At 46.8% G+C, this 25,145-nt stretch carries 16 protein-coding genes and 1 pseudogene; 7 read left to right on the top strand and 10 right to left on the bottom strand.

Annotated elements, in window-relative coordinates:
• The first annotated feature begins 4 nt into the window (after window positions 1-4).
• The 3 genes and pseudogenes from AC3CIC_RS18370 to AC3CIC_RS18360 form a co-directional block, all read left to right on the top strand.
• Window positions 5-3,376: an ATP-binding protein gene (locus AC3CIC_RS18370; RefSeq protein ID WP_488516633.1), complete on the top strand. Its 3,372-nt coding sequence runs from the start codon at window positions 5-7 to the stop codon at window positions 3,374-3,376.
• Window positions 3,377-3,561: 185 nt separating this feature from the next.
• Entirely contained in the window at window positions 3,562-4,014 is a 453-nt protein-coding gene (locus AC3CIC_RS18365; protein ID WP_488516632.1) for a hypothetical protein, read from the top strand.
• A pseudogene (locus AC3CIC_RS18360) lies at window positions 3,914-6,844 on the top strand (efflux RND transporter permease subunit); the annotation flags it as partial. The gene AC3CIC_RS18365 and the pseudogene AC3CIC_RS18360, both read left to right, overlap by 101 nt.
• A gap of 423 nt (window positions 6,845-7,267) precedes the next feature.
• Here the strand turns inward: AC3CIC_RS18360 and nhaA are convergent.
• From nhaA to AC3CIC_RS18345, 3 genes are all read right to left on the bottom strand, one after another.
• Complete coding sequence (gene nhaA, locus AC3CIC_RS18355) at window positions 7,268-8,479, bottom strand: Na+/H+ antiporter NhaA (protein ID WP_488516631.1); 1,212 nt, start codon at window positions 8,477-8,479, stop codon at window positions 7,268-7,270.
• A 132-nt stretch (window positions 8,480-8,611) separates the two neighbouring features.
• Window positions 8,612-9,088, bottom strand: coding sequence for a PaaI family thioesterase (locus tag AC3CIC_RS18350; RefSeq protein WP_488516630.1), 477 nt, complete (start codon window positions 9,086-9,088; stop codon window positions 8,612-8,614).
• 194 nt (window positions 9,089-9,282) lie between these two features.
• A complete protein-coding gene (locus tag AC3CIC_RS18345; RefSeq protein WP_488516629.1) occupies window positions 9,283-9,804 on the bottom strand; it encodes an NUDIX hydrolase in 522 nt (173 codons plus the stop codon).
• A 233-nt stretch (window positions 9,805-10,037) separates the two neighbouring features.
• On the opposite strand from AC3CIC_RS18345, the gene AC3CIC_RS18340 reads away from it, so the two are divergent.
• Window positions 10,038-11,360, top strand: coding sequence for a DEAD/DEAH box helicase (locus tag AC3CIC_RS18340; protein ID WP_488516628.1), 1,323 nt, complete (start codon window positions 10,038-10,040; stop codon window positions 11,358-11,360).
• A gap of 296 nt (window positions 11,361-11,656) precedes the next feature.
• Here the strand turns inward: AC3CIC_RS18340 and guaD are convergent, their stop codons facing one another.
• The 7 genes from guaD to aceB all read right to left on the bottom strand — a co-directional run bounded on the left by guaD (window position 11,657) and on the right by aceB (window position 21,301).
• Window positions 11,657-12,982, bottom strand: coding sequence for a guanine deaminase (gene guaD, locus AC3CIC_RS18335; protein WP_488516627.1), 1,326 nt, complete (start codon window positions 12,980-12,982; stop codon window positions 11,657-11,659).
• A gap of 4 nt (window positions 12,983-12,986) precedes the next feature.
• Window positions 12,987-13,874: a xanthine dehydrogenase accessory protein XdhC gene (gene xdhC / locus AC3CIC_RS18330; protein ID WP_488516626.1), complete on the bottom strand. Its 888-nt coding sequence runs from the start codon at window positions 13,872-13,874 to the stop codon at window positions 12,987-12,989.
• A 35-nt stretch (window positions 13,875-13,909) separates the two neighbouring features.
• Window positions 13,910-16,297 (bottom strand): xanthine dehydrogenase molybdopterin binding subunit, encoded by a 2,388-nt coding sequence (gene xdhB, locus AC3CIC_RS18325; protein ID WP_488516625.1) that lies wholly within the window; start codon window positions 16,295-16,297, stop codon window positions 13,910-13,912.
• Window positions 16,287-17,741: a xanthine dehydrogenase small subunit gene (gene xdhA / locus AC3CIC_RS18320; RefSeq protein ID WP_488516624.1), complete on the bottom strand. Its 1,455-nt coding sequence runs from the start codon at window positions 17,739-17,741 to the stop codon at window positions 16,287-16,289. Before xdhA ends, xdhB begins: the two co-directional genes overlap by 11 nt.
• 329 nt (window positions 17,742-18,070) lie before the next feature.
• On the bottom strand, window positions 18,071-18,805 hold the full coding sequence (locus tag AC3CIC_RS18315; RefSeq protein ID WP_488516623.1) for a GntR family transcriptional regulator: 735 nt from the start codon (window positions 18,803-18,805) through the stop codon (window positions 18,071-18,073).
• A gap of 352 nt (window positions 18,806-19,157) precedes the next feature.
• The gene (locus tag AC3CIC_RS18310) at window positions 19,158-19,598 is read right to left on the bottom strand and encodes a GlcG/HbpS family heme-binding protein (RefSeq protein ID WP_016959313.1); all 441 of its coding nucleotides are present in this window, start codon (window positions 19,596-19,598) and stop codon (window positions 19,158-19,160) included.
• A 56-nt stretch (window positions 19,599-19,654) separates the two neighbouring features.
• The gene (aceB, locus tag AC3CIC_RS18305) at window positions 19,655-21,301 is read right to left on the bottom strand and encodes a malate synthase A (protein ID WP_488516622.1); all 1,647 of its coding nucleotides are present in this window, start codon (window positions 21,299-21,301) and stop codon (window positions 19,655-19,657) included.
• 290 nt (window positions 21,302-21,591) lie between these two features.
• Here aceB and gcl point away from each other — a divergent pair, with 290 nt between their 5' ends.
• The 3 genes from gcl to AC3CIC_RS18290 all read left to right on the top strand — a co-directional run bounded on the left by gcl (window position 21,592) and on the right by AC3CIC_RS18290 (window position 25,121).
• Complete coding sequence (gene gcl, locus AC3CIC_RS18300) at window positions 21,592-23,370, top strand: glyoxylate carboligase (protein ID WP_488516621.1); 1,779 nt, start codon at window positions 21,592-21,594, stop codon at window positions 23,368-23,370.
• A gap of 67 nt (window positions 23,371-23,437) precedes the next feature.
• Window positions 23,438-24,229, top strand: a complete 792-nt coding sequence (gene hyi, locus AC3CIC_RS18295) for a hydroxypyruvate isomerase (protein ID WP_488516620.1) — start codon at window positions 23,438-23,440, stop codon at window positions 24,227-24,229.
• Between the two features lies 1 nt (window position 24,230).
• A complete protein-coding gene (locus AC3CIC_RS18290) occupies window positions 24,231-25,121 on the top strand; it encodes a 2-hydroxy-3-oxopropionate reductase (protein ID WP_488516619.1) in 891 nt (296 codons plus the stop codon).
• Window positions 25,122-25,145 lie beyond the last annotated feature (24 nt).

Raw genomic sequence — 25,145 nt, 5'->3', positions numbered from 1 at the left:
CCCTATGTTGATGATGCGAACAAAACTTGCTGTGATTTTGCTGATATGTGGCACGTTGATACTCAGTATGTTTGGTGCGTTCAACTATGTGAAAACCCATGACAGACTTCATGGTGAACTAGAGTATGAAATTGCGTCTATTGCTACACGCTTGTCTTATCGCTTACCCAATCAACTTTGGAACTTTGATTTTGAGACCGTCGTTAAGGATTTAGAGAGCGAGGCGCTCTCTCGATTCGTGTATCGCATTGAGGTGGTTGCGAACGATGATAGTTTCCGCCATATCACGCCCCCCAAAGATGGCCGATTTGATAACGAGTTCCGCCTTCATCGCTTTCCGATTACATACTCGGAGCTTGATAAACCCAGACCAGTTGGCGAGCTCATTATCTATGAAGACCCAAGACCCATTGAAAACACGCTGACATCTGAAATCGTATCGGGTATTGCGCAGATATTTTTGCTCGATTTGATGATCATGTTTTTGATATGGAAATATGCGCGCGCGATTAAAGAAATTGAAGCCAGTAAAAATTACCTCAATACCATCATTCACAGCTACAAAGATGGATTGCTGGTGCTCGGGGAAGACCACAAAGTGACGACACTCAATGATGCCGCAAAGCGGATGTTTGAGCTGGACGATATCCCATTAGAAAAAACGTCGCTCACCGACATTATTGCAAAAGTGGTCCCTGATTCACGCGCTTATTTCTCGCAAGCTTTGTATGGCTTTAACACTAAGAATTTAAATTACGAGCTTGTGCGATCTCATGACAAAGTCATTGTTCAAGTTCGCTCGACGAAAATTGAAGTTAATGATGCACAACTTCAAGTTGCCATTATTCGAGACATTACAGAGCAACATCTCGACAAAATAAAAGTGTCTAAAGGTGCTGAACTTTTTTCCGCAGTGAAAACACTTCAAGATAAGTTTCTTGTCAGCGATGATTATCACAACAGCTTTAAAGAAGTACTGAAAATACTACTCCGGATCGGGGAAAGTAACCACGGCTTGATTGTAGAGGTCGATTACAACGAGAAAGACAACTATCGTCCTTTGGCACAAACTCGCCTTGTTGCTAATGGCTATGTGTCTGAGGAATTTGTTAAGAGTGTTGTCACCAAGGTAATTGAAACAACAAAAGGGGATAAGAGCCTGCAAGTTGCAGGGCTGACTACCAACAACAATAAGCTCATTATCAATTCACTATGCATGCCTTTATTTTTATCGAATCAATTAGTTGGTGTGGTTTGCCTATTTGATGAATCGACGAGCTACGATGATGATCTACTTTCTTGGCTAGAGCCGGTATTGTCGAGCCTGAGTGCGATGGTCAACTTTGTGCGCCAAAAGAAACTTAATGATTTGATATCCGAAGAAATGTTGAGCGCGAAAGAAGAAGCGGAACGCGCCAACGAAGCTAAAACCAACTTCCTTGCCATGATGAGCCATGAGATAAGAACGCCGATGAATGGCATTGTCGGCATGTCTAACTTGCTCAAAGATACGCCACTCAACCAACAACAATCCTATTTTGTTGATACGCTCGCTCATTCATCTAATGCCTTGCTAAATATCATTAACGATGTACTCGATTTGACCAAAATCGAAGCGGGCAAAATGCAGCTTATCGAGCAGGAAACGGAATTGGTTGATCTGGTGCATGATGCTTTGGTTGTGTTTCACGCTCGCGCGGTAGAAAAAAGCCTTCGCCTTCATTGCTTGATTGAGCCAGATCTTCCTCGTTGGTTGATTTTGGATCCTGTTCGCTACACCCAAATCATTCTTAACTTGGTGGGTAATGCCGTTAAATTCACCAAGAAAGGCTCTGTCATGGTTCACATCAGTCAGATTGTCGTTGATGGAAAGGCGATGGTTCGTTTGACAGTCAAAGATACAGGTATCGGCATTCCAGAAAAAAACCAGCAGGCAATTTTTGATAATTTCACGCAAGTTGACAGTTCCTATTCGCGATCTTATCAAGGCACAGGACTTGGCTTACCCGTTTGTCTGAAACTCACTGAACTTATGCATGGCACCCTGACCGTGGTGAGTAAAGAAAGTATGGGGACGACATTCACTGTCGATATACCGCTGAAAAGTGTAGAAGACATGAACGACACGTTGTTTAGTGGTATGCATCTTCCTGATGATATTCGCAACCTTAATGCTGTCATTGCAACTAACGACGCCCAGCTATTCACGGTCTTTAACACCTATCTGTCTAGTGTTGGTATGGATGTGTCGGAATTTACGCCGGGTAAAACGCCCAATGAATCCATCACGGAGACAACATTGCTTTTCATCGATGACAGCGTCATGGGAGAGATGCGTCCCGTCATCAACATGGCGGCAAATTCGATCATGATCAGCCACGATGGCGTCATTGATGAGTTGGGCTTACCGTGTCTGATTAACCCTGTGAACCCCGATACATTGTTCCATTCCTTGGCGATAGACAAACCATTGCCGACTGTTGAAGTCAAATCGACGGAATTTGTGAGATTTGAAGGGTTAAACGTGCTGGTGGCAGAAGATCACTTAGTGAATCAAGATTTGATGATGTTAATTCTTAATAGCTTAGGGTGTAACCCTTCGCTCGCAGAAGATGGTCTTAAGGCATTGGAAATGCACACCGATACGCCTTATGACCTGATACTGATGGATTGCCAGATGCCACAGATGGATGGGTTTGAAGCAACCAATAAAATTCGTGAGTTTGATACTGATACGCCAATCATAGCGGTAACAGCGAATGCGTTGTCGGGAGATGCAGAACGTTGTATTGGTGCAGGGATGAACGCTCACCTAGCAAAACCATTTACTAAAGAACAATTGGTCAACTTGATGTTGCTATATGTCAGCAGTAAATATGTATCGAGTACTTTGGAAGATGATTATACGTCGACCCTTAGGCTCAATGACGCCGTGAACAATCATAACAAGCTGACTTCTCAAGAAACGTCACACGCAGATATGTCATCTTCGCTGTCATCGTCAAACATGGCTGCTCCGCATCCTAGTCTCGACCTAGAGCGTATTCGCGATCAGGTTGGGGACAGCGAGGAGCTGCTTCATCATATTCTTGGGAAGTATGTGTCGGCACAGCAAGCAGATATTGATGCTTTTCAGCAAACACTCGACAGTGGCGACGTTGCTGCTGCGAAAAAAATCGCGCATCGTATGAAAGGCGCAGCATCAATGATTGGCGCGGATGGTTTGGCAGAATTGTGTTTACGCATAGAGAAAATGCCCGGTGAAGCTATCGAGGACCTGCAACAATTTCTTCCTGAATTGGATCAGAGCACGGGTACTATTACCCGTGAAGTTGAAACAATTTGTTCAGAATTAAATGGAACAAATATTACATAATCTCTAATCACATAGAGTGATATTGTCAAAATTACGCAGTTATTTGTTTGATATATAAGAAAATGACCATATCTGGCTAATTCTATCCTTTCTTCGAGTACTCTATCTTCAGGGTTTTCAAGTGCTACTGCGCTACTCGTACGTTTTCAAATCCTCTCAATAAAATTGTTCTGACAAGGAGAGTTATGATGAAAATAACGCTTATTTTTGCGTGTTGTTTTTATTTAATGGGTTGCAGTGAAGAAGTTTCAATCCCTGAACCTGAAGCACGCCCCGCAAAATTAATGACCGTCTCGATTGGAGAAAGCAACGTTGAGCGAGCTTTTCCTGGAACCGTTGAGGCCGATGATCAGGCGGTGTTAGCTTTTCGAGTAGAAGGCAAAATCATTGCCATGCCGGTGTTTTCAGGAGAGGAGGTTGTCGAAGGAAGCGTACTGGCGGAACTCGACAAAGCTGAATACTTATTGTTGCTAGAAAAAGCGAAATCTATTCATCAATTAGCCACTGTTCAATATCAACGCGCGGTAAAGATGAAGTGCACTTATCGTCACAAGCTACCCCGGAGCAACGCCACAGCAAGTGGAAGAGGAAGTCACCTACCCGATAGAGAAAGCGGTTCAGCAACTGGTGTATGTTGATGAAGTGACATCCATTTCCAGCCGTGGATTGTCACAAATCACGGTGACAATGAAGAACAATTACGGACCGGATGATCTACCCCAAATCTGGGATGAAATGCGACGCAAAGTTAACGACCTTCAAGGCAGTTTTCCTCCTGGCGTGAATACGCCGCAAGTTATTGATGATTTTGGCGACGTATATGGTGTATTGCTGGCCATAACAGGTGAAGGCTACTCATCGAAAGAACTGACGGATTACGTTGATTTTCTTCGGCGAGATCTTGAGCTGGTTGATGGCGTGGCCAAGGTACAAGTTACCGGTTCCCAGCAAGAGCAAGTTTTTATCGAAATTTCGATACGGCGTCTGTCGAACTTGGGGATATCGCCACAAGTCATTTACAACCTTTTAGCGACGCAAAACGTGGTGAGTAACGCGGGCGCATTACGGGTGGGTGATGAATATATTCGTATTCATCCAACCGGCGAATTTAAAAGCGTGGATGAACTCGGTAATCTCATCATCAATGAAGCTGGCTCCAGTGGTCTGATCTATTTAAAGGATGTCGCTGATATCACCCGTGGTTATCAAGACGTACCAAGCAACTTACTTTCATACAACGGAGAAAGGGCATTAAACCTCGGCATTTCATTTGCCGAAGGGGTCAATGTTGTGGAGGTTGGAAAACGGGTCGATCGCCGTTTGGCGGAATTAAAAGAAAATCAGCCTATCGGCATTGATATCGGTGTGGTGTATGCGCAACCCGTGGAAGTGGAAACATCCGTTAACGGTTTTGTTGTGAGCCTAGCGCAAGCAGTGGCAATTGTGATCGTGGTGCTGTTGTTGTTCATGGGGCTGAGGTCGGGATTACTGATTGGCTTGATATTGCTGCTTACCGTTTTGGGTACTTTTATCTTCATGAAGTATTTCCAAATTGATTTGCAGCGCATTTCGCTTGGTGCATTGGTTATAGCGCTGGGTATGCTGGTGGATAACGCCATTGTGGTGGTGGAAGGCATACTCATTGGGTTGAAGAAAGGGCGAACCAGAATAGAAGCAGCATCTGACATTGTCACTCAGACCAAGTGGCCATTGTTGGGTGCAACCGTCATTTCTGTCACTGCCTTTGCCCCCATTGGATTGTCGAGCGATTCCACGGGTGAGTATTGCGGTACGTTATTCAGCGTATTACTCATATCGCTGATGCTCAGTTGGTTTACCGCAATTACCTTGACGCCATTTTTCGCCAACCTGTTTTTTAAAGAGCAAAGCGCCAGCGAGAGTGATGGCGAAAGTGATCCATACAACGGCGTGTTGTTTGTGGTGTATACAAAGCTTCTTGATATTTGTATGCGTCGCGCTTACCTCACCGTGTTGGTGCTTTCTGTCGCACTCGCCGTCTCTCTTTATGGTTTCACGCTGCTTAAGCAGTCGTTCTTTCCGTCTTCAACAACGCCTGTTTATATGGTGGACGTGTGGATGCCAGAAGGAACGGATATCCGTGCAACCCAAGAAACACTGTCATCATTGGAAGCATGGGTAAGTGAACAGCCGACGGTTAAATACGTATCAACGAGCACAGGTAAAGGTACGCAGCGATTTATGCTGACCTATGCACCTGAAAAAAGTTACTCAGCCTACGGTGAACTGATCGTTCGAGTGACAGACTACGATGCAGTATTACCATCTATGTCCGACGTAAGATCACACATTGATAAGGAATTCCCCGGTATTCAGTACAAGCTAAAGCGTATTGAACTTGGGCCTTCTAGCGGTTCAAAAATCGAGACTCGCATTGTCGGCTCAGATCCGAGTGTGCTGCGTTCCATTGCCGCTAAGGTAGTCGACACATTAAAAGCCGACCCTGATGTGGTGAATGTTCGTCATGATTGGAGAGAGCGAACAAAAATTCTGCAACCAGAGTTTAATGAAAGCCAAGCCCGACGTTATGGCATTACTAAAGCAGATGTTGATGACCTATTCATGATGTCGTTTTCAGGTTTGAATGTGGGTGTCTATCGCGATGGAACCACCTTGATGCCGATTGTGGCCAGGTTGCCAGAGCTTGAACGTGTGGATGTGAAAACCATTGAAGGGATAAAAATTTGGAGCCCAGTGCTCAATGACTTTATCCCACTGCAGCAGGTTATTTTGGGTTACGATTTGATTTGGGAAGACCCGCTTATTGTGCGAGAAAATCGCAAGCGTACATTAACGGTATTTGCTGATCCCGATCCGTTGAAAGATGTGACGGCGGCTACCTTGTTAAAACGTATCAAGCCAGAAATTGAAGCTATTCCACTACCTAAAGGCTACAGCATCGAATGGGGTGGAGAATATGAATCGTCGGGCGATGCGCAGGAAAGCTTGTTCACTACCATGCCTCTCGGTTATCTGTTCATGTTCTTGATTACGGTATTTCTGTTTAACTCAGTGAAGGACTCACTCATCGTCTGGTTAACCGTGCCTCTGGCTATTATTGGTGTCACGACTGGCTTGTTGGTGCTTAATACACCGTTTGGCTTTATGGCATTGCTAGGTTTCTTGAGCTTATCGGGCATGTTGATTAAGAATGGCATTGTTTTAATTGACCAAATCAACACTGAAATGGAAAGCGGAAAAGAACCATACACTGCCATTGTCGACGCGTCTGTGAGCCGTTTTCGTCCCGTTTGTATGGCAGCTATTACCACGGTACTTGGCATGTTGCCACTCTTGCCTGATGTGTTTTTTAAACCAATGGCTGTAACCATCATGTTCGGGCTGGGTTTTGCCACAGTACTCACTTTGATTGTGGTTCCTGTGCTTTATCGAATCTTCTATAGAGTGAAATATTTCGCTGCTGACTAAGTAACATTCACCGTCAAAAGGTCTGTATATTGCAGGCCTTTTTCATGTCTATTATTTGCCGAAAATCACAAAGAAAATTTGCATGAAAAACAGCATCTATTTCTGGACTATATTAATTCCTTTAATATCAATGGCTTTTGTGCGTTTTTGGCATGTGGATAAATGATTTTTTATCCACAGAAACAGTTGATAACTAGGTAGGTTTCCTCTTTGAACACTGCTGTGATGCGGCTTCTATAAATGTCAATAGTTGGGCTTTGGTGGGGTAAAAACACGCCAGAAAACTTGCAGAACTTCTGACTTATGACAGTTGAAAAAAGGGGAGAAAATGCGTGACATTTTTGTGTCTACAAGTGAGGTGGAAATCATTTACCAGCGAATGAGAAGTCGCATTCTAGTTGTTAATGTCCATTTAGAAAGGCGCTACTTTTGCTCTGCTTCAATCTCGTCAGCGTTCGGTTTTGGTTGTAACTGCAAAGCATACTTCAATGCCAGATAACCCAAGACCGCAGCCAATATCGATCCAATAAAAATAGAAATACGAGACAAGTCGACCAATGCGTGATTATCGACGCCAGGGAAGGCCAGAGTGGTGATGAATATCGACATGGTGAAACCAATACCGCATAAGATAGATGACGCCATGATGTGCGCAAACTGAACACCCTTTGGCAAGCTGGCTATCCCTAACTTGATTGATGCATAGCAGGTGATGGAAATCCCTATAGGCTTGCCTAACAGCAATCCTAGAATAATACCCAGAGGGAGGGGTTCAGATATCATGCCCATGTTGAAGTTTTCCATTGGAACGCCCGAGTTGGCAAATGCAAACAACGGCAGTATAACGAAGCTACTCCATGGGTGGATGCCATGCTCAAGATAACGCAAAGGGCTTCTGATGCGGTGATGTTTAATTTTCAGTGGAACGGCAAAGCCCAGAATAACGCCCGCCACAGTGGCGTGTACCCCTGATTTAAGTACCGCGACCCAAAGAATCGCACCAACCAATAAATACCCCGTCAATCGAGCAACGCCTTTTGCATTCATGTAGAACAAAGTGGCAGAAGCTAAAACGGCAATGGACAGTGCGAGCAAAGACAAATCACTGCTAAAAAACAGTGCAATAATGATCACCGCGCCAAGATCGTCGATCACCGCCAATGCAAGCAGGAACACTTTTAAACTCACAGGAACGCGTTTTCCAAACAACGCCAATACACCCAATGTAAAAGCGATATCTGTAGCGGCAGGTATTGCCCAGCCTCCCAGAGCTTGTGGATCGTTTGCGTTAAACAAAACAAAAATAAGCACCGGAAAAACCATTCCGCCGACAGCCGCAATCAAAGGGAACATGGCTCTAGAGCGAGTTCGCAGGGCGCCTTGTATTAACTCACGTTTTACTTCCAAGCCAATAAGTAAAAAGAAAATGGCCATCAAACCATCATTGATCCAGAGTAATAAATTTTTCTCGATATCTAGCGAACCTACTTTGAAGTGAATAGGCGTATCGAGAAGGGCGAGGTAATAGGGAGCAAGGGGGGAATTAGCAATAATGAGTGCTAAAAAAGCGGAGGCAATAAGGATGATGCCGGGCGCTGTATCGAGTTGGAAAAAGTCGCTTATTTTTTTGCCCAAAACAGACTCCGCTGAATTCGCTTTAATACTTAAGTCTAATAACGAAAACAATAAAAGGGCAAAGAAATAGTTATTTCATTTTAGAGACTTATTGTATTTTTTGGGTGTATCCAGCAAAGTTGTGTGAAAAATTCAGCCTATTGCTTTTACTGATAATGTTAAATCAAAGATCGCCATCGGTTCATCACCATGTAAGGAAGGGCATGTTGCCGTGATTCTGACGGGTTGATTGACACGCTCGCCGCTTGATATTGTCTGATCTAGCATCTGATCGATGAGTTTTCCGTCGTCACATGTGAAAATCACATCAGCCTCTGGACGCTTTAGGAACTCCGCGGTCACTGATTTGAATGCAAGTGATATTGTCTTGCCTCGAGACTCAGATTTACTCATTGCCATAAAACCGCCTGCCACATCAGCACCTACCGCCAAAACGCCGAAATACATACTGTTCAGGTGATTTTTGTTTCTGCGCTTCAGTGGAATTCGAATTTGAACGCGCTCTTCGTTGAGCACAAGAATTTTAGGGCGGCAATACCAAATTAAAGGAACTTTGAAGAATCCGAATAGTTTTAGCATTCGGTTAGCATGGGCAAGAGTCTGTTTCATTGTTCTTCCTTGAGTTGAAATTGCTTCACTCACGTTAATTGTTCAACTGGTCGGATGTCAATGTTAACACTTTGTTTAAAAGGCACGTTGTGATCGACGTGCCGATTACCTTCGCCATGTGAGGTGGCGTAGGTCGCAGGGAAAGGTAGTCAGCGCTGATACAAAAAATCAAAGAGACACTGGACTGGGAATTATCAGGGTATCAGCCCTAAAAGTTGAGCGCGGCAAAATGCCACAATGGTTTTGCTATCTTGAATGTCGTTGTTGGCTATCATACGAGCCACTTCATCAACAGGGAAATGCACCACTTCAAGCACTTCATCGTCGTCCAGTTCGCCTTCACAGTCTGAAACCTGTTTTGCCACATACAAATACTGGGTTTCATCGCAAAACCCGGGAGCAGGCAGTGATTCTCCAATCTTGTGCCACTCAGAGGCTGCTAATTGCACTTCTTCGGCAAGTTCACGTTTTGCACACACATCAGGTGATTCGTTTAATTCCATGGTGCCTGCGGGAAACTCGTAAATCCAACGATCGATAGATGGACGGTATTGGTGAATCATGACCAATTTACCGTCATTCGCCACTGGCAGGATAAGCACGGCACCAGGATGGGTAAGGGTGATGTGCGAGGTCACTAATCCGTTTGGAAAAGTGTGTTCGCGTTCTTCAAGCGTAAAGCGTTTCCAAGCATATAGTGGGCTGGATGTTGGCATTAATTGGTTTCTCGGTATGACTAGTTTGAACCCCACGCTACCTGTCAAAAAGAGAAATACCGATGGATAGATGCTGGTTGTCGGTGAAAGTGTGATCACGCACAATAAAAATGTGTGGTAATGAAGAAATATGATAAGATCCGCGCCTATTTCTGTGGGGCGTCACTTTGCGTTGATAAGTATAACGAATACGCAGTAACGGCCTGTATATAAAGAAACATTGGAGTATCACCTTGCAATTTGAAGACCTGGGTTTAGACAAGCGCCTGCTAAAAACAATTGAACACTGGGGATTTGATTCCGCGACAGATGTTCAGGCATCCGCCATTCCTGTTGTAAATGCAGGGAAAGATTTGTTGGCGTCGTCTAAAACGGGCTCAGGTAAAACACTGGCCTTCTTGCTCCCAGCGATGCAGCGCGTGATGCACGTCAAGGCGTTAACCCGCCGTGATCCACGTGTTGTTGTGCTTGCACCTACTCGTGAATTGGCAAAACAAGTATATGGTGAGTTGCGTAAATTGATTGCGGGCACACAATACAAAGCCGTGTTGATCCTTGGTGGTGAGAACTTCAATGATCAAGCGAAAGAATTTCGTAAAGACCCAGTGTTCGTGGTTGCGACCCCTGGTCGTCTTGCTGACCACCTTGAGCATCGCCATCTAAGCCTAGAAGGTTTGGAAATGTTGATCCTTGATGAAGCCGACCGCATGTTGGATTTGGGCTTTGCACCTCAGCTTAAAGCGATTAACGATGCTGCGGGTCACCGTCGTCGTCAAACGCTGATGTTCTCTGCAACGCTTGATCATCGCCAAGTGAATGATATTGCCGCTGACATGTTGAATGAACCAAAGCGCGTAGCGATTGGTTTTGTTAACGAAGAACACAAAGATATCGAGCAGCGCTTCTATCTATGTGACCACCTAGATCACAAGCAAGCATTGCTGGATCGCGTGCTAGCAGAAGAAGAATATCAACAGCTAATGGTATTTACTGCAACGCGAGCAGATACTGAACGTTTGGCAAACATGTTTGTAGAGCGTGGCATCAAGGCTGTCGCACTGAGCGGCGAGATGAGCCAAAGTGCGCGTAACCGCATCATGAATGAGTTTGAGCGCGGCTTGCATCGAGTGTTGGTCACAACAGATCTGGCATCGCGTGGCTTGGACATTTCAAACGTTTCGCATGTTGTGAACTTTGATATGCCTAAGCACTCCGAAGAATATGTTCACCGTATTGGCCGTACAGGTCGTGCTGGTAATAAAGGTATCGCGATTTCTTTCGTTGGCCCGAAAGACTGGAACAGCTTCAAAAGCATTGAAGGCTTCCTTGACAAGAAAATGACCTTTGCGACCTTTGAAGGGTTGGAAGGTAAGTTTAAAGGTCTGGTGCCTCAACGTAAGAAAGCGTTTAGTAAGAAACCGACTCAAGCGAAGAAAACCAATAAGCCAACCTCTAAAAAAGCAGCACCGAAGAAGCGCAATAAAAGCTTCTATCAAGGTGTGTCTGTGGGTGAAGATGTCTTTATGGTTAAGAAGAAAAAGCCCGTCGAAGAGTAATCGTCGATTGAATAAGAAAGCGCCTTTGTTAAGGCGCTTTTTTTGTGGTTAATTTTTGTGTTTGGGACTGTAGATAGCCTTTATCTGTCTCATTTAAGAGTCAGATGATTCATGTGTCGTGAGTGAGCAATAAATGCGACGACAACACTTAAGTTGTGATGAATCCATGTCCATTGAACTCAGCGGAATTGATTCTGCTGAGTGTTTAATGGCAATCAGGAGGAGGCTTTGGCCGAGAGGCTAAGTGTCTCAGCGTAGACATGAGACAGATTCTTCGTTATGGGATATGAGAAGTTCTACCTGTTATTGACGGGATACACGGATTGCCCATAAGAGTATGTATCAAATACGGCGCGATCATCGCCCAGTGTCATGAGCACAAACAGTTTGTCTTCTAATGATTCCGCGTGCTCCATTCTAAACTTCATCAGTTGAGTTGCATGAAGATCGATAATCACAAAGTCCGCTTCTTTCCCAACCTCTAAGTTACCAATGTCGTTATCCAATGAGAGTGCTTTTGCTCCGCCCAACGTGGCTTGATACAACGATTTTAGTGGGTGCAGTTTCTCGCCTTGCAGTTGCATCACCTTATAGGCTTCGCTCATGGTTTGAAGCAGTGAAAAACTGGTGCCTGCACCGACATCTGTACCCATGCCTACTTTAATTCCGCTTTGTTCCATTTTCGACAAAGGGAACAAGCCCGAGCCTAAAAACAAGTTCGACGTGGGGCAGAACGCAATCGCTGAATCGGTTTCTGCCAGTCTTGCGCACTCTTGCTCGCACAAATGAATGCCGTGGGCAAACACTGAGCGATTCGAGAGCAAACCGTGTGAGTCGTAAACATCCAAGTAGTTTTTGCTGTCTGGAAATAATTCCGCCACCCATTCTATCTCTTTGGGGTTTTCAGACAGATGTGTGTGCAGGTAAACATCGGGATATTCTTGGCGCAGTTTTCCGGCTAATCGAAGCTGTTCAGACGAACTGGTCGGCGCAAAACGTGGCGTGATAGCGTAATGAAGTCGACCTTTGTTGTGCCACTTTTCTATCAGCGCTTTGCTGTCGGCGTAGCCAGACTCGGGTGTGTCGGTCAGATCGTCCGGCGCATTTCGGTCCATCAACACTTTTCCCGCGATCATGCGCAGGTTGCGCTTCTCTGCCTCTTGAAAAAACACATCAACAGAGGATTTATGCACAGTGCCAAACACGAGTGCAGTGGTGGTGCCGTTTCGCGCCAGTTCATCAAGAAAATGCACCGCGACATCTCGCGCATAGTCATCGTCTTCAAAGCGCCTTTCTTCAGGGAAGGTATAGTTGTTCAGCCAATCGATCAGTTGATCGCCATAGGCCGCAATCATACCCGTCTGCGGGTAGTGAATATGGGTGTCGATAAATCCCGGCATGATTAATTTTCCGTCAAGCTCGACAACTTCAATACTGGCATCAAGCATTGGAAGGATATCCTCTGCATGACCGACGTTAACAATGTGACCGTCGGCGACAAGCAGCATACCGTTTTCAAAATATTGGTATGAATCTTCCAAACCCACATCCGTTGGGTTGGCAAGACTGTGTAAAATAGCAGCGCGAAAGGCTTTTGTAGGATGAGCTTTTGGGTCTTTCATTCCTTTATGCCCTTATTTTCTCGTTATTTTTATTGTTTGGGTTTTCGCTTGGTTGTGTATTCAGAATAGAGAGTTTTTCTGCCCGTTTCTGTGGCGTATGCTCCCGTTTGCTAGAGATGTGTTCACCTTGGTAGCAGGCGATAAGCTCGCCCGCGACGGAAACGGCGATTTCTGCGGGGTGTTTGCCTTTTACGGCCTCGATACCGATGGGACAGATCATGGTATTGATGGCATCATCGTTAAATCCACGTTCTTTCAGACGATAATCAAAACGTTTGCGCTTAGACAGTGAGCCAATCAAACCGAAGTAGCGGCTGTCTCCGCGTTTGAGGATGGCGCGAGAGAGATCAAAATCCAGCTGGTGGTTATGGGTCAGCACCAGATACATGCTGTTGGCTGGCAGGCTAGCCACCTCACCGACGGGGTCGTCCGTTAATAGCATTTCAACGTTGTCAGGAATTTGAGCAGGAAATTGCGCTTCACGCTCATCAATCCATATCACCTTGAATGGCAGGGTGGCGAGAACATGAACCAGTGCTTTGGCAACATGGCCAGCACCGAAAAGAGCCAGTATATGTCGTTGTTGTCCAATGGGTTCGAAGCTCAGTGTGACAATGCCACCGCAGCATTGCCCCAGCCTTGCGCCTAGATTGAACCGCTCGATTTTCATCTCGCTATCACCGAGCGTTAGCATCTCTTGCGCGGCTTTCATTGCAACATGCTCAAGATGCCCGCCACCAATGGTGGCAATGACCTCGTTTTCCGTCACCAGCATTTTCGTGCCTGCGCCACGTGGCACGGAGCCCTTGTCTTCGAGTACTGTAACTATCACACAAGGTGTGCCTTTGGCTTCAAAGTCAGCCAGTGCCTGGATCCAATTGTCTTTAAACATCACTGTTCTCCAATCCATGGTTCTGGGTTATCTGCTTAGAGCGAAAAATCCGCGGCAGATTTGCCTTTACGAGCCTGGTTGATGGCGTTGTAAACCTGCTCGGGTGTGGCGGGGGCAGGAAGGTGCGGGATTTCCCCTTCTTCAGCAACACTCACAATGGCATCGCGAATCGCGCTCCATACCGAAATCGCCAACATGAAAGGAGGTTCGCCCACGGCTTTGGAGTGGAAAACCGTATCTTCTGGGTTAGTGCGGTTTTCGACCAAACGCGTGTTGAAAATTTCCGGCGTGTCAGCGACAGCTGGGATCTTGTAACTTGCCGGGCCTGCAGTCATCAGCTGGCCTTTGTCGTTCCAGACCAATTCTTCCGTTGTCAGCCATCCCATGCCTTGAATAAAGCCACCTTCAACCTGACCGACATCTATCGCTGGGTTAAGTGATGCCCCCACGTCGTGGAGAATGTCAGCACGGAGCACTTTGTATTCCCCTGTTAGCGTATCAATAATCACTTCAGAGCAAGACACGCCATAAGCAAAGTAATAGAAGGGACGTCCACGGGCTTTTTCGTGATCGTAAAAGATCTTCGGTGTGCGATAAAAACCAGACGCTGCCAGTGAGATTTGGTTAAACCAGCAAAGCTCAGTGAAATCGGCAAAAGTCATCGTCTTTTTGTCGCCAACGGAAACTATGCCATTACTGAAAACCACAGCCTCTGGTGAAACATCGAAATGCGACGAGGCGAAACTCACCATGCGCTCTTTAATCATCAACGCAGCATTCTGTGCCGCTTTACCGTTAAGATCTGTTCCTGAAGAGGCCGCTGTGGGCGAAGCGTTTGGCACCTTTTCAGTATTGGTAGCGGTCACCTGAATCGTGCTGATATCAACGCTGAAGGTTTCGGCGACGATTTGGGCGACTTTGGTGTTCAAACCTTGGCCCATTTCTGTGCCACCGTGGTTCAGGCTAATACTGCCATCGGTATACACGGTCACAAGTGCGCCAGCTTGATTCAGGAAGGTCGCCGTAAAAGAGATCCCAAACTTCACAGGCGTGATGGAAATGCCTTTTTTTAGGATCGGGCTACTCGCGTTGAAATCAGCAATGGCTTTTCGTCTTGCTTGATAGTCGCACTCTGATTCCAAGTCTGTGGTCATTTCGTGGATAAAGTTATCTTCCACTTTCTGGTAGTAGTGGGTTTCATCACGGCCTTCGCCTTCTGCGCCGTAGTAGTTTACTTTTCGCACATCGAGCGGATCTTTACCGAGATGGTAAGCGATGGAGTCCATCACGTGTTCAATGGTCATCATCCCTTGAGGGCCACCGAATCCCCGATAAGCCGTGTTTGATGCGGTGTTGGTTTTCACGCAATGCCCTGTGACAGTGGCGTTGCCAAGAAAATACGCGTTGTCTGAGTGGAACATGGCGCGATCGACAATCGAGCGTGATAAATCGGGTGAATGCCCAGCATTACCAGACACCACAATATCGATTCCCTCAATCAAACCATTGTTATCAAAACCAACTTTGTACTGATTAAAGAAAGGGTGACGTTTACCTGTCATCATCATGTCTTCACGACGAGGTAGTCGGAACTTCACCGGTTGACCGGTTTGAATGGCGAAAACCGCTGCGATACAGGCAGGGCCAGCAGCTTGTGTCTCTTTACCACCAAATCCACCCCCCATTCGGCGCATATCAATCAGCACTTTGTGCATAGGAACACCAAGAACCGATGACACAAGCTTTTGCACTTCAGTCGGGTTTTGGGTGGAGCAATAGACAATCACGCCACCATCTTCGGTCGGAACGACACTAGAAACCTGCGTTTCTAAGTAGAAATGTTCTTGACCACCAATGTGTAGTGATCCTTCTAAGACGTGATCAGCGTTGGCAATGGCAGCGGCAGAATCACCACGTTTTTGAGTGTGGCTGTCAGTCACAAACAGTTCTTGTGCCAATGCTTCTTCAACATCTAGCGCGGCAGGCAAGAGTTCGTATTCAACAATGGCGGCTTCTGCTCCTTTGCGGGCGTTGTCGAGACTGTCTGCGGCAACGGCTATGACGGGTTGGCCGACATAAACGACTTTACCGTCAGCCAGCATTGGGTCGCCGGGGAGAAGAGGACCAATATCCAACTCGCCTGGTACATCTTTTGAAGTGATCACCGAACGCACACCTGGCACGTTGTAACAGGGCGTCACATCCAACTTGGTGATGTTGGCATGCGCATGGGGACTCATCAGCGCATAAACGTGGAGCTGATTGGGAAATTCGCCGCGGTCATCAATATACAGTGCTTCACCGGAAACCTGTTTCTCAGCACTTTCATGCTTCACGGATTTGCCGACACCTGTCATTAGTCCGGCTTTGGCCTGCGTGGTCATTTCTTCCATTGTCATGGAGGGGGTTGTTTTACGAGACATAGTGAATCACCCTCGTTTCAATCATTTTGCCACCAGATGAATAGTTCAACTCGGTGTACAGTCGATAAAGCAGGTTCGCTGCCGTTTCAGCGCGATATTCTTTGGTCGCTCTGAAATCAGAAATGGGAGAAAAGTCATCGGCTATCGCAGTCATGGCGGCTTGCACTGTACTTAAAGAAAGCGGTTTGCCGACTAATGCCTGTTCACACTTAACGGCCCGAGCTGGAATGGCTGCCATTCCACCAAACGCCATGCGCGCTTCTGTGACAGTGTCACCGATGAATTTCAGGCGAAATGCAGCACATACCGCCGAGATATCATCATCAAAGCGTTTGGAGATTTTGTATGCTTTGAATACTTGGTCTGGCAACGGTTTGGGTACACGAATCGTCTGAATAAACTCAGAGGTTTGCAGCGCAGTGACTTTGTAGTCTTTGAAGAAATCTTCCAGCGCGATCTCACGTGCTGTTTCTCCACGTCTAAGCGTGATTGTCGCACCTAGCGCTATTAACAACGGTGGCCCATCACCAATCGGCGAAGCATTGGCAATATTGCCGCCAATTGTGCCTTGGTTGCGGATTTGCAGAGAAGCAAAACGCTGGATCAGTGCGCCGAAATCAGGGTAGTGAGGTTCGAGCGCGCGATACACATCCGTTAACGGAACATTGGCACCGATTTCGATGTGCGTGTCAGTCTCGTTCACGGTTTTGATATCATCGACATGGCCGAGGTAAATCAGCTTATCAATGTCACGATGAAATTGCGTGACTTCCAACGCCAGATCAGTGCCACCTGCTAACAGTTTGGCATTGGGATGTGCCATCAAGGTTTTGGCAAGTTCGTCACTGTTCGTCGGGGTAAAAGCCGTCTTACCATCAGCATGGTGTTCAAGTTCGGGTTTACCCATCGCATTGAGCTTTTCGACGGTTTCTCGCTCGTAATCGGAGAACTGATCGCGGATGGGCGCTTCTTGACTGAGTGATAACGCCGCTTCAACGATAGGGCGATAACCCGTGCAACGACAAAGATTGCCAGCGAGCGCTTCATAGGTATCTTCTTTATCGGCGTTCGGTGTGTTTTTGGTGAGTGCAAACATCGACATGATAAAACCGGGGGTGCAGAAGCCGCATTGGCTGCCGTGAAAATCGACAATGGCTTTCTGTACGGGATGAAGCGCCTCTTTCGTTCGAAGATCTTCCACGGTAATAAGCTGTTTTCCGTGAAGTGCCGAAACAAAGGTGAGGCAGGAGTTCAGGCTGCGGTATTCAAGCTTGCCATCTACCACCTCACCCAACACGACGGTGCATGCACCGCAATCACCGGAACCACATCCTTCCTTGGTACCTGTCTTGCGCACATGTTCGCGAAGGTAATTCAATACAGTCAGGTTGGGAGAAATATCCTTTTCTTCCTGCAAGGTTTGATTTAAGAGAAAACGGATCACACTGCCTCCATGACGCTTTCGAATCCATTGTCTATAAACTAGTCATTTCTGACCGATGGGTCAACTTTCTGTTAACAAGTGTGATCGTGAAAATTAACAAAGGAAAATCATTATAAATCAACGGATAATTGGTCTTTTGGGTTGTTAGAATCTTAAATTGTCTTTAATTATTGTATACAATTTGTGAGTTTGATCGTCTCATAATCTCGGAAACGATAGGTGGGATTGGTTTCGTGACAACGGAAAAGGCAATGGAAGATAAGGGCAATATGTGGGGGAGGCATGATTGTCCCACTACAGAGTGAATATGTAGAATCTAGACTCAGAACTTAAGCTTTCTTTTTCAGCACGTTAGAAAAAACGGCATGAAGATCTTGAGCGTTGGTTTCATCGTGAAGGTTAAGTTTTGATTTGATGTGGTTGAGATGCGTTTTCATCAACGCCATCGCTTTCACTTTATCGCGAGCTTCAATGGCATCAAGAAGTTGTGTGTGTTCATCGTAAGAACAGTTATGTTGCTTGGTTGATTCATAAAGCGCAATGATCAAAGAACATTGGGAAACCAAACTGCGCTGGAAGCTCATCAAGGGGAGGTTGTCTGCCATCGCAGCCAGCTCAATGTGAAACTCTCCGGAAAGGCGAATGCTTCGGCCTGTGTCATTTAGCGCGATGGCTTCATGTTCTTCTGCAACCATGGCACGGCACTTTGCGATTTGCTCGCTGGTGGCATTTTCAGCCGCAAGCTCAACAATCGCGAGTTCCATAACGTCACGGGCCTTGAGTATTTGCAGTGCTTCGCTAACAGATGGTGAAGCGACAATCGAACCTCGGTTCGGGCGCGTGCTGACGACCTGCTCAACAGAAAGGCGAAGCAGTGCACGACGAATAATGGTGCGGCTTACACCAAAAATTTCACCTAGCGCTTCTTCGCTAAGCTTGGTACCTGGCGGAAGACGTTGCTCGAGGATGGCATCGAAAATATGACCGTATACGATGTCATCTTGTGTCATTTTAGGGTTCGTCGGTTTACTTTTTTTTGTGGTAGCTTTGAGAAGCCCTGTCATACAGTTATCCCTTTCACGACCCACCAAGGGTGAGCCAACTGACAAATAACGTTCTGAAAGCGAACGCAAAAAAATTGATAATTTTGACTATTGGTTTGTATAAGAATAGTTGAAGTGATTGTACAACATCAACGCAATTATTGTATTGATTGCGTTTATGTTTGCGGTGCGTGTTCTGTTCCATTCAGGAGATTGATGAGAATTTGGTGATTGCGGAGGTTCGACTGTACCCAAACAACCTCAAGATGCTTGGGTACAGTAATGATTCATTGATAGTTGTTGTTTTAGCTCCCCGCAAATGGAGGGAGCCTGAAGGGTTTTGTTTGTGCGTCGATTAATTGCGCACTATTAACTACGCATTGAGAGCCGTATCTGTGTTCAATTTAGCTGCGATAATCCCTGCAATCGCAACCGCTTCGTCGGTGTCAGAAATGTCGCCAGAAACCCCTACCGCACCCAGTAGCTCGGCGTGTTCATCACGAATGAGAACCCCGCCAGCAACAGGCACCAAATTGCCCTGAGCAAGCGTGGAAATCGACGAGATAAAATTTGGCCTTGCTTGCGCATCATCAGCAATCTTTCTTGATGAGCAACCCAGTGCTAAGGCTCCCCACGCTTTGCCGATGGCAATTTCTGGGCGCATCATACTGGAACCATCTTGCCGCTGAAGCGAGATTAACGCGCCGCCTTTGTCCAATATGGCAACAGTGAGCGGGGCCGTTTTTCGGTTTTGTGCCGCAAGAAATACTTGAGTGGTAATTTCCAGTGCTTTTATCATCGTCAGATTTTCCATTGGAAGTCTCCTAGACTTTGTGGGCGGCTACGGGTTAAGCAAGCCGCCAATGCTTGTTATTCGAGTTTTGCGTAGCAAGGAATCGTCAGAAAGTCGGCAAAATGGTTGTCGGTCGAAAGCGTGAAAAACAGATCAGACGCTTGATCGAATTTCCTGCTGTTGGGGTCATCTGAAGATGCTTTCATTTCAGCCACTTCTTGATCCAACCATTCTCTAAACATCTCAGTGGTAAAAGTGCGCCCGTCATCTAACGACACGTTGTGTTTCAACCATTGCCAAATATTTGCGCGAGAAATTTCTGCGGTGGCGGCATCTTCCATCATTCCATAAATAGGCACACAGCCGACGCCGCGAAGCCACGATTCCATGTAAAGCACCGCGATTCGGATGTTTTTTCTTACCCCTTGCTCGTCTTTCGGCCCTCGGCTTGGGCGAAGTAATGCTTCTCTACTGAATGTGCCGTCAGGAATGAAGTGACGTTGATTAGTAGAGCCATCGAGGTATTGATCAAACACTTCGCGTGCCAGAGAAACCAAATGCGGGTGTGCAACCCAAGTGCCGTCATGGCCGTTGGTGGCCTCTCGGCGTTTGTCATCGACAACCTTCTTAGTCACGCGATCCATTTCTTCGGGATCTTTGGAAGGAATAAACGCCGACATACCGCCAATAGCCAGTGCCCCGCGACGATGACAGGTCTGGATCAAACGCTTGCTGTATGCCTCAAGGAACGGCTGATCCATGCCAATGGCATGACGATCGGGCAGGATACGGTCAGTATGGTTTTTTAGTGTTTTGATGTAGCTGAAAATGTAATCCCAACGGCCACAGTTCATACCGACGATGTGCTTGCGCATGACATACAGAATCTCTTCCATCTGGAATACGGCTGGCAGTGTTTCTAATAAAACCGTTGCTTTAATGGTGCCGCTATCTGCGTTGAAATATTGCTCCGTAAAATCAAATACGGATTCCCACCATGCGGCTTCTTCCATTGATTCGAGTTTCGGCAGGTAGTAATACACGCCTTGTCCTGTGTTTTTTCTGCTCTGGTGGTTATGGAAAAAGTACAGGCCAAAATCCATCAAACTAGCAGGCATCGCCTTGCCATCAAACAGAATGTGCGCCTCTTCTAAGTGCAAACCACGAGGGCGATGGATCAAGGTGGCAGGGTTGTCTATCAGTTGATAGTGCTTACCGTTTTTGGGTTCGGTGAACGCAATCGTGCCAGCATTCGCATCGCGCATGTTGATTTGGCCATTGACCATATTCTCCCATGTCGGCGACGTTGCATCTTCAAAGCAGCACATGAAAACATTGGCCCCAGAGTTGAGGGCATTAATCACCATCTTTCGGTCGATCGGGCCTGTGATCTCAACGCGACGGTCGAGCAGGGCATCAGGCACTGCGTCCACTCTCCAATTCGGGTCATCACGAATTGGCTGCGTATCGGCACGAAAATCTGGCAGTGATCCGCTGTCAAATTCAGCCTGTTTCGCTATTCGTGTATCGAGCAGTGTTTGCCGATCACCCGCAAAATTCACACACAGGGCTTCCAAAAATGCTAATGCCTTTGTATCGAGTATCGCTTTAGCCTCTTCGCTAAAAAGCGAACCAATGACCTCTAGCCTTGATGCAGCGGCGTTGGGTTGATCAATTTGGCGTTGTTTTTGCTGATGTTCTGGATTGTTCTGAATGTCATGCATCGGTAAGGTCCTTTATTGAATGTATACAATTTTTCTAATTATGGTGTTTTATTATTTGTTTTATAGTGAACAATAAAAACACAATGTTAATGCGATGTGAATAGTGATTTCTTCTAATCTCTGATATTTCGTAAGTTGTCAGACCACTCCCTCCATGCCAAGCCTGATGCCGTTGAAGGTTACTCACCGTCGTTCTCTTGTTGGGAAAATGTTAAAAATCCCTTGCGGTTAAAATTTATTCGATCTAAAAATACAATTAAGCTTTAAATTGTATACAAAAGGAGTTTTGCATGGCAAAGATGAGAGCGATTGATGCAGCCATAGAAGTGTTAAAGCGTGAAGGGGTGGTGAAAGCATTTGGTGTTCCGGGGGCTGCCATCAACCCTTTTTATTCAGCATTGAAGAAAGTGGGAGGGATAGACCATATTCTCGCTCGTCATGTTGAAGGCGCATCGCACATGGCTGAGGGCTACACGCGAGCAAATGCAGGAAATATCGGCGTTTGTATTGGCACATCTGGCCCAGCAGGCACCGATATGATCACGGGGCTTTATTCTGCGCAGGCTGATTCCATACCCATCTTATGTATTACAGGGCAGGCACCAAGAGCGCGTCTTCATAAAGAAGATTTTCAAGCGGTAGACATAGAATCGATCGCGCGTCCTGTCACCAAATGGTGCTCAACCGTGATGGAGCCAGCACAAGTCCCTCGGGCGATTCAGCATGCTTTTCAGGTGATGCGTTCTGGTCGTCCTGGTCCTGTGTTGATAGACCTGCCTTTGGATGTTCAGCTGGCTGAGATCGAATTCGATATTGATAGCTATGAGCCTCTTGACCCCTACAAACCTGCGATGACACGCCATCAAGCGGAAATGGCGTTGAAAATGCTCAATGAAGCAGAGCGGCCATTAATTGTGTCAGGCGGCGGTGTGATTAATGCCAATGCGTCTGAGCTGTTGCAAGCGTTCGCTGAAATTCTCGGCGTACCGGTTATTCCTACTTTAATGGGATGGGGAAGTATCGCGGATGATCATGAACTGATGGCGGGCATGGTGGGGCTTCAAACGTCTCACCGCTACGGCAATGCATCCATGTTGGCGTCTGATTTGGTGTTTGGCGTTGGCAATCGTTGGGCTAATCGCCATACGGGATCGGTTGATGTTTATACCGAAGGCAGAAAATTTGTTCACATCGACATTGAACCGACGCAAATTGGCCGTGTTTTCTGTCCGGATCTCGGCATCGTGTCAGATGCATTTTTAGCCCTGTCGCAACTCGTTGAGGTCGCCAAAGAATGGAAATCTCAAGGTCGCCTGAAAGATCACAGCGCTTGGGTGAGTGATTGTCAGCGGCGTAAAGCCACTATGCTGCGTAAAACCCATTACACCGAACAGCCAGTCAAACCCATGCGTGTTTACGAAGAAATGAACCGCGTATTTGACCGTGAGACTTGCTACGTCAGCACCATTGGTCTTTCACAAATTGCCGCCGCGCAGTTCCTGCATGTTTATAAACCGCGCCACTGGATTAACTGTGGTCAGGCTGGGCCTTTAGGTTGGACAGTGCCTGCGGCCTTAGGCGTTCGCGCTGCCGACCCCGAGCGTCAAATTGTGGCGATTTCAGGCGATTACGATTTTCAGTTCATGATCGAAGAGTTAGCTGTCGGTGCACAGTTCAAGCTTCCCTATATTCATGTGCTGGTGAATAACTCCTACCTTGGTTTAATCCGTCAGGCGCAGCGTCAATTCGATATTGATTACTGCGTACAACTGGCCTTCGAAAATCAGAATTCGCCAGAATTGGCCGATTATGGTGTCGATCATGTTGCTGTCGTAGAGGGCTTGGGCTGTAAGGCGATAAGAGTCAGAGACCCTGATCTGATTGCGCCTGCACTAGAACAAGCGAAAGCACTAATGGCAAAACACAGCGTTCCCGTTGTGGTGGAAATCATTCTGGAGAAGGTCACCAACATTTCCATGGGCGCTGAAATCGATGCCGTGAATGAATTCGAATCGCTGGCGGAATCCATAGCTGACGCTCCCACCGCTTTGGCGGCGCAAGACAGATAAGTGTTAGCACAGCGCAAATACAACATCAAGAAGCAAGAACAAAGAACACAGAGATAAGGAGATTGATATGCCAAAGCTTGCTGCCAATTTATCCATGCTATTTAACGAACTGCCATTTATTGAGCGCTTCAGTGCCGCGGCCGAGTTCGGATTCAAAGGCGTGGAGTACTTGTTTCCCTATGCGTTTAACGCAAAGGAACTGAAAGCAGAACTTGATCGAAACCAACTGAGACAAGTGCTGTTCAACCTCCCATCGGGTGATTGGGACAATGGCGACCGAGGTATTGCTGCAGACCCATCGCGAGTCGATGAGTTTCGCGCAGGCGTTGCCACCGCGATTGAATACGCCAAGGTACTTGAATGCGACCAAGTAAACTGTCTGGCAGGCATTGTGCCCAAAGGCGTCACTCAAGAAGACGCAGAAACGACCCTGATTGAGAACCTGATATTTGCCAATGAACAGTTGGAAAACGCAGGAATAAGGCTAGTGATTGAAGCCATCAACACCCGTGACATTCCGGGCTTTGCGCTCACCAATACCCAACAGGCGTTGAAGATTTGTGATGCGGTGGGCAGTGACAACATTTCACTGCAATACGACATCTACCACATGCAGATTATGGAAGGCGATATCGCCCAAACGATGGCCTCCTCACTCAATCGCATTGGTCATATTCAAATCGCGGATAACCCAGGTCGACATGAGCCAGGAACGGGCGAACTGAATTATCACTTCCTGTTTAATCATATCGACAGCATTGGCTACCAAGGTTGGGTGGGCTGCGAGTACAAACCAGCCACCACAACCCACGAAGGGCTGAAATGGTTAGCGGACTACCAACAGAATAAGGAGTCATAGCATGACGACAATCGCGTTTATCGGCACGGGCATCATGGGCAAACCCATGGCAGAGAATCTGCAAAAGGCAGGTTATCAACTTCATCTTTCTGAACGTCGCTCTTCAGCACCAACCAGCTTGAAAGAAGGAGGCGCTATAACCTTCGCCACCCATCGAGAAGCCGTTCAGGATGCAGATTTTATCATCATTATGGTGCCTGATACACCGCAGGTTGATGAGGTACTGTTCGGCGCAGAAGGGATTGAGCCCGCGTTAGATGCATCGAAAACCGTGATCGACATGAGCTCAATTTCACCGCTAGAAACCAAGCAGTTTGCTGCGCGCGTAAAAGAAAGCGGCGCAGCGTATTTAGATGCGCCCGTGTCTGGCGGTGAAGTGGGAGCCATCAATGCCACACTGACCATCATGGTGGGTGGCGCTGAAACTGATTTTGAGAAAGCATTGCCTTTGTTTGGGGCCATGGGTCAAAACATCAATTTGGTGGGTGACTGCGGCGCAGGGCAAGTGTGCAAAGTCGCAAACCAAATCATTGTCGCGCTGAACATAGAAGCGGTGTCGGAAGCGTTGGTATTTGCCTCTAAAGCGGGCGCTGATCCGGCGCGTATTCGCAACGCCTTGCTGGGCGGTTTTGCCAATTCCAAAGTGCTGGAAGTACACGGAGAGCGCATGGTGAAGGGCACCTTCGACCCCGGTTTTAGAATTCGCCTGCACCAGAAAGATTTGAATCTGGCTTTAACGGGGGCCAAGACACTGGGTGTCGCATTGCCCAATACGCAATCAGCCCAAGATCTCTTTGGCTTGTGCGCAGAACAAGGCGGTCAGGATTGGGATCACTCCGCACTGATTAAAGCCATTGAATCCCTTTCAAACCACAATATTCGCGGTGAGTAGCATGGTTTAAGCTTTACCGAGTTT

This window comes from Enterovibrio sp. QJM3NY_24, from assembly GCF_057786035.1.
Note: the sequence above shows the minus strand (reverse complement) of the source record. Positions and strands in the feature narration are given on the sequence as shown.

What these genes read in the sequence shown, in the direction of transcription:
- AC3CIC_RS18370 (WP_488516633.1), top strand. Translation starts at nt 5, where the DNA reads ATGTTGATGATGCGAACAAAACTTGCTGTGATTTTGCTGATATGTGGC.
- AC3CIC_RS18365 (WP_488516632.1), top strand. Translation starts at nt 3,562, where the DNA reads ATGATGAAAATAACGCTTATTTTTGCGTGTTGTTTTTATTTAATGGGT.
- AC3CIC_RS18350 (WP_488516630.1), bottom strand. Translation starts at nt 9,088, where the DNA reads ATGAAACAGACTCTTGCCCATGCTAACCGAATGCTAAAACTATTCGGA.
- AC3CIC_RS18345 (WP_488516629.1), bottom strand. Translation starts at nt 9,804, where the DNA reads ATGCCAACATCCAGCCCACTATATGCTTGGAAACGCTTTACGCTTGAA.
- guaD (WP_488516627.1), bottom strand. Translation starts at nt 12,982, where the DNA reads ATGAAAGACCCAAAAGCTCATCCTACAAAAGCCTTTCGCGCTGCTATT.
- xdhC (WP_488516626.1), bottom strand. Translation starts at nt 13,874, where the DNA reads ATGTTTAAAGACAATTGGATCCAGGCACTGGCTGACTTTGAAGCCAAA.
- xdhB (WP_488516625.1), bottom strand. Translation starts at nt 16,297, where the DNA reads ATGTCTCGTAAAACAACCCCCTCCATGACAATGGAAGAAATGACCACG.
- AC3CIC_RS18315 (WP_488516623.1), bottom strand. Translation starts at nt 18,805, where the DNA reads ATGACAGGGCTTCTCAAAGCTACCACAAAAAAAAGTAAACCGACGAAC.
- AC3CIC_RS18310 (WP_016959313.1), bottom strand. Translation starts at nt 19,598, where the DNA reads ATGGAAAATCTGACGATGATAAAAGCACTGGAAATTACCACTCAAGTA.
- aceB (WP_488516622.1), bottom strand. Translation starts at nt 21,301, where the DNA reads ATGCATGACATTCAGAACAATCCAGAACATCAGCAAAAACAACGCCAA.
- gcl (WP_488516621.1), top strand. Translation starts at nt 21,592, where the DNA reads ATGGCAAAGATGAGAGCGATTGATGCAGCCATAGAAGTGTTAAAGCGT.
- hyi (WP_488516620.1), top strand. Translation starts at nt 23,438, where the DNA reads ATGCCAAAGCTTGCTGCCAATTTATCCATGCTATTTAACGAACTGCCA.
- AC3CIC_RS18290 (WP_488516619.1), top strand. Translation starts at nt 24,231, where the DNA reads ATGACGACAATCGCGTTTATCGGCACGGGCATCATGGGCAAACCCATG.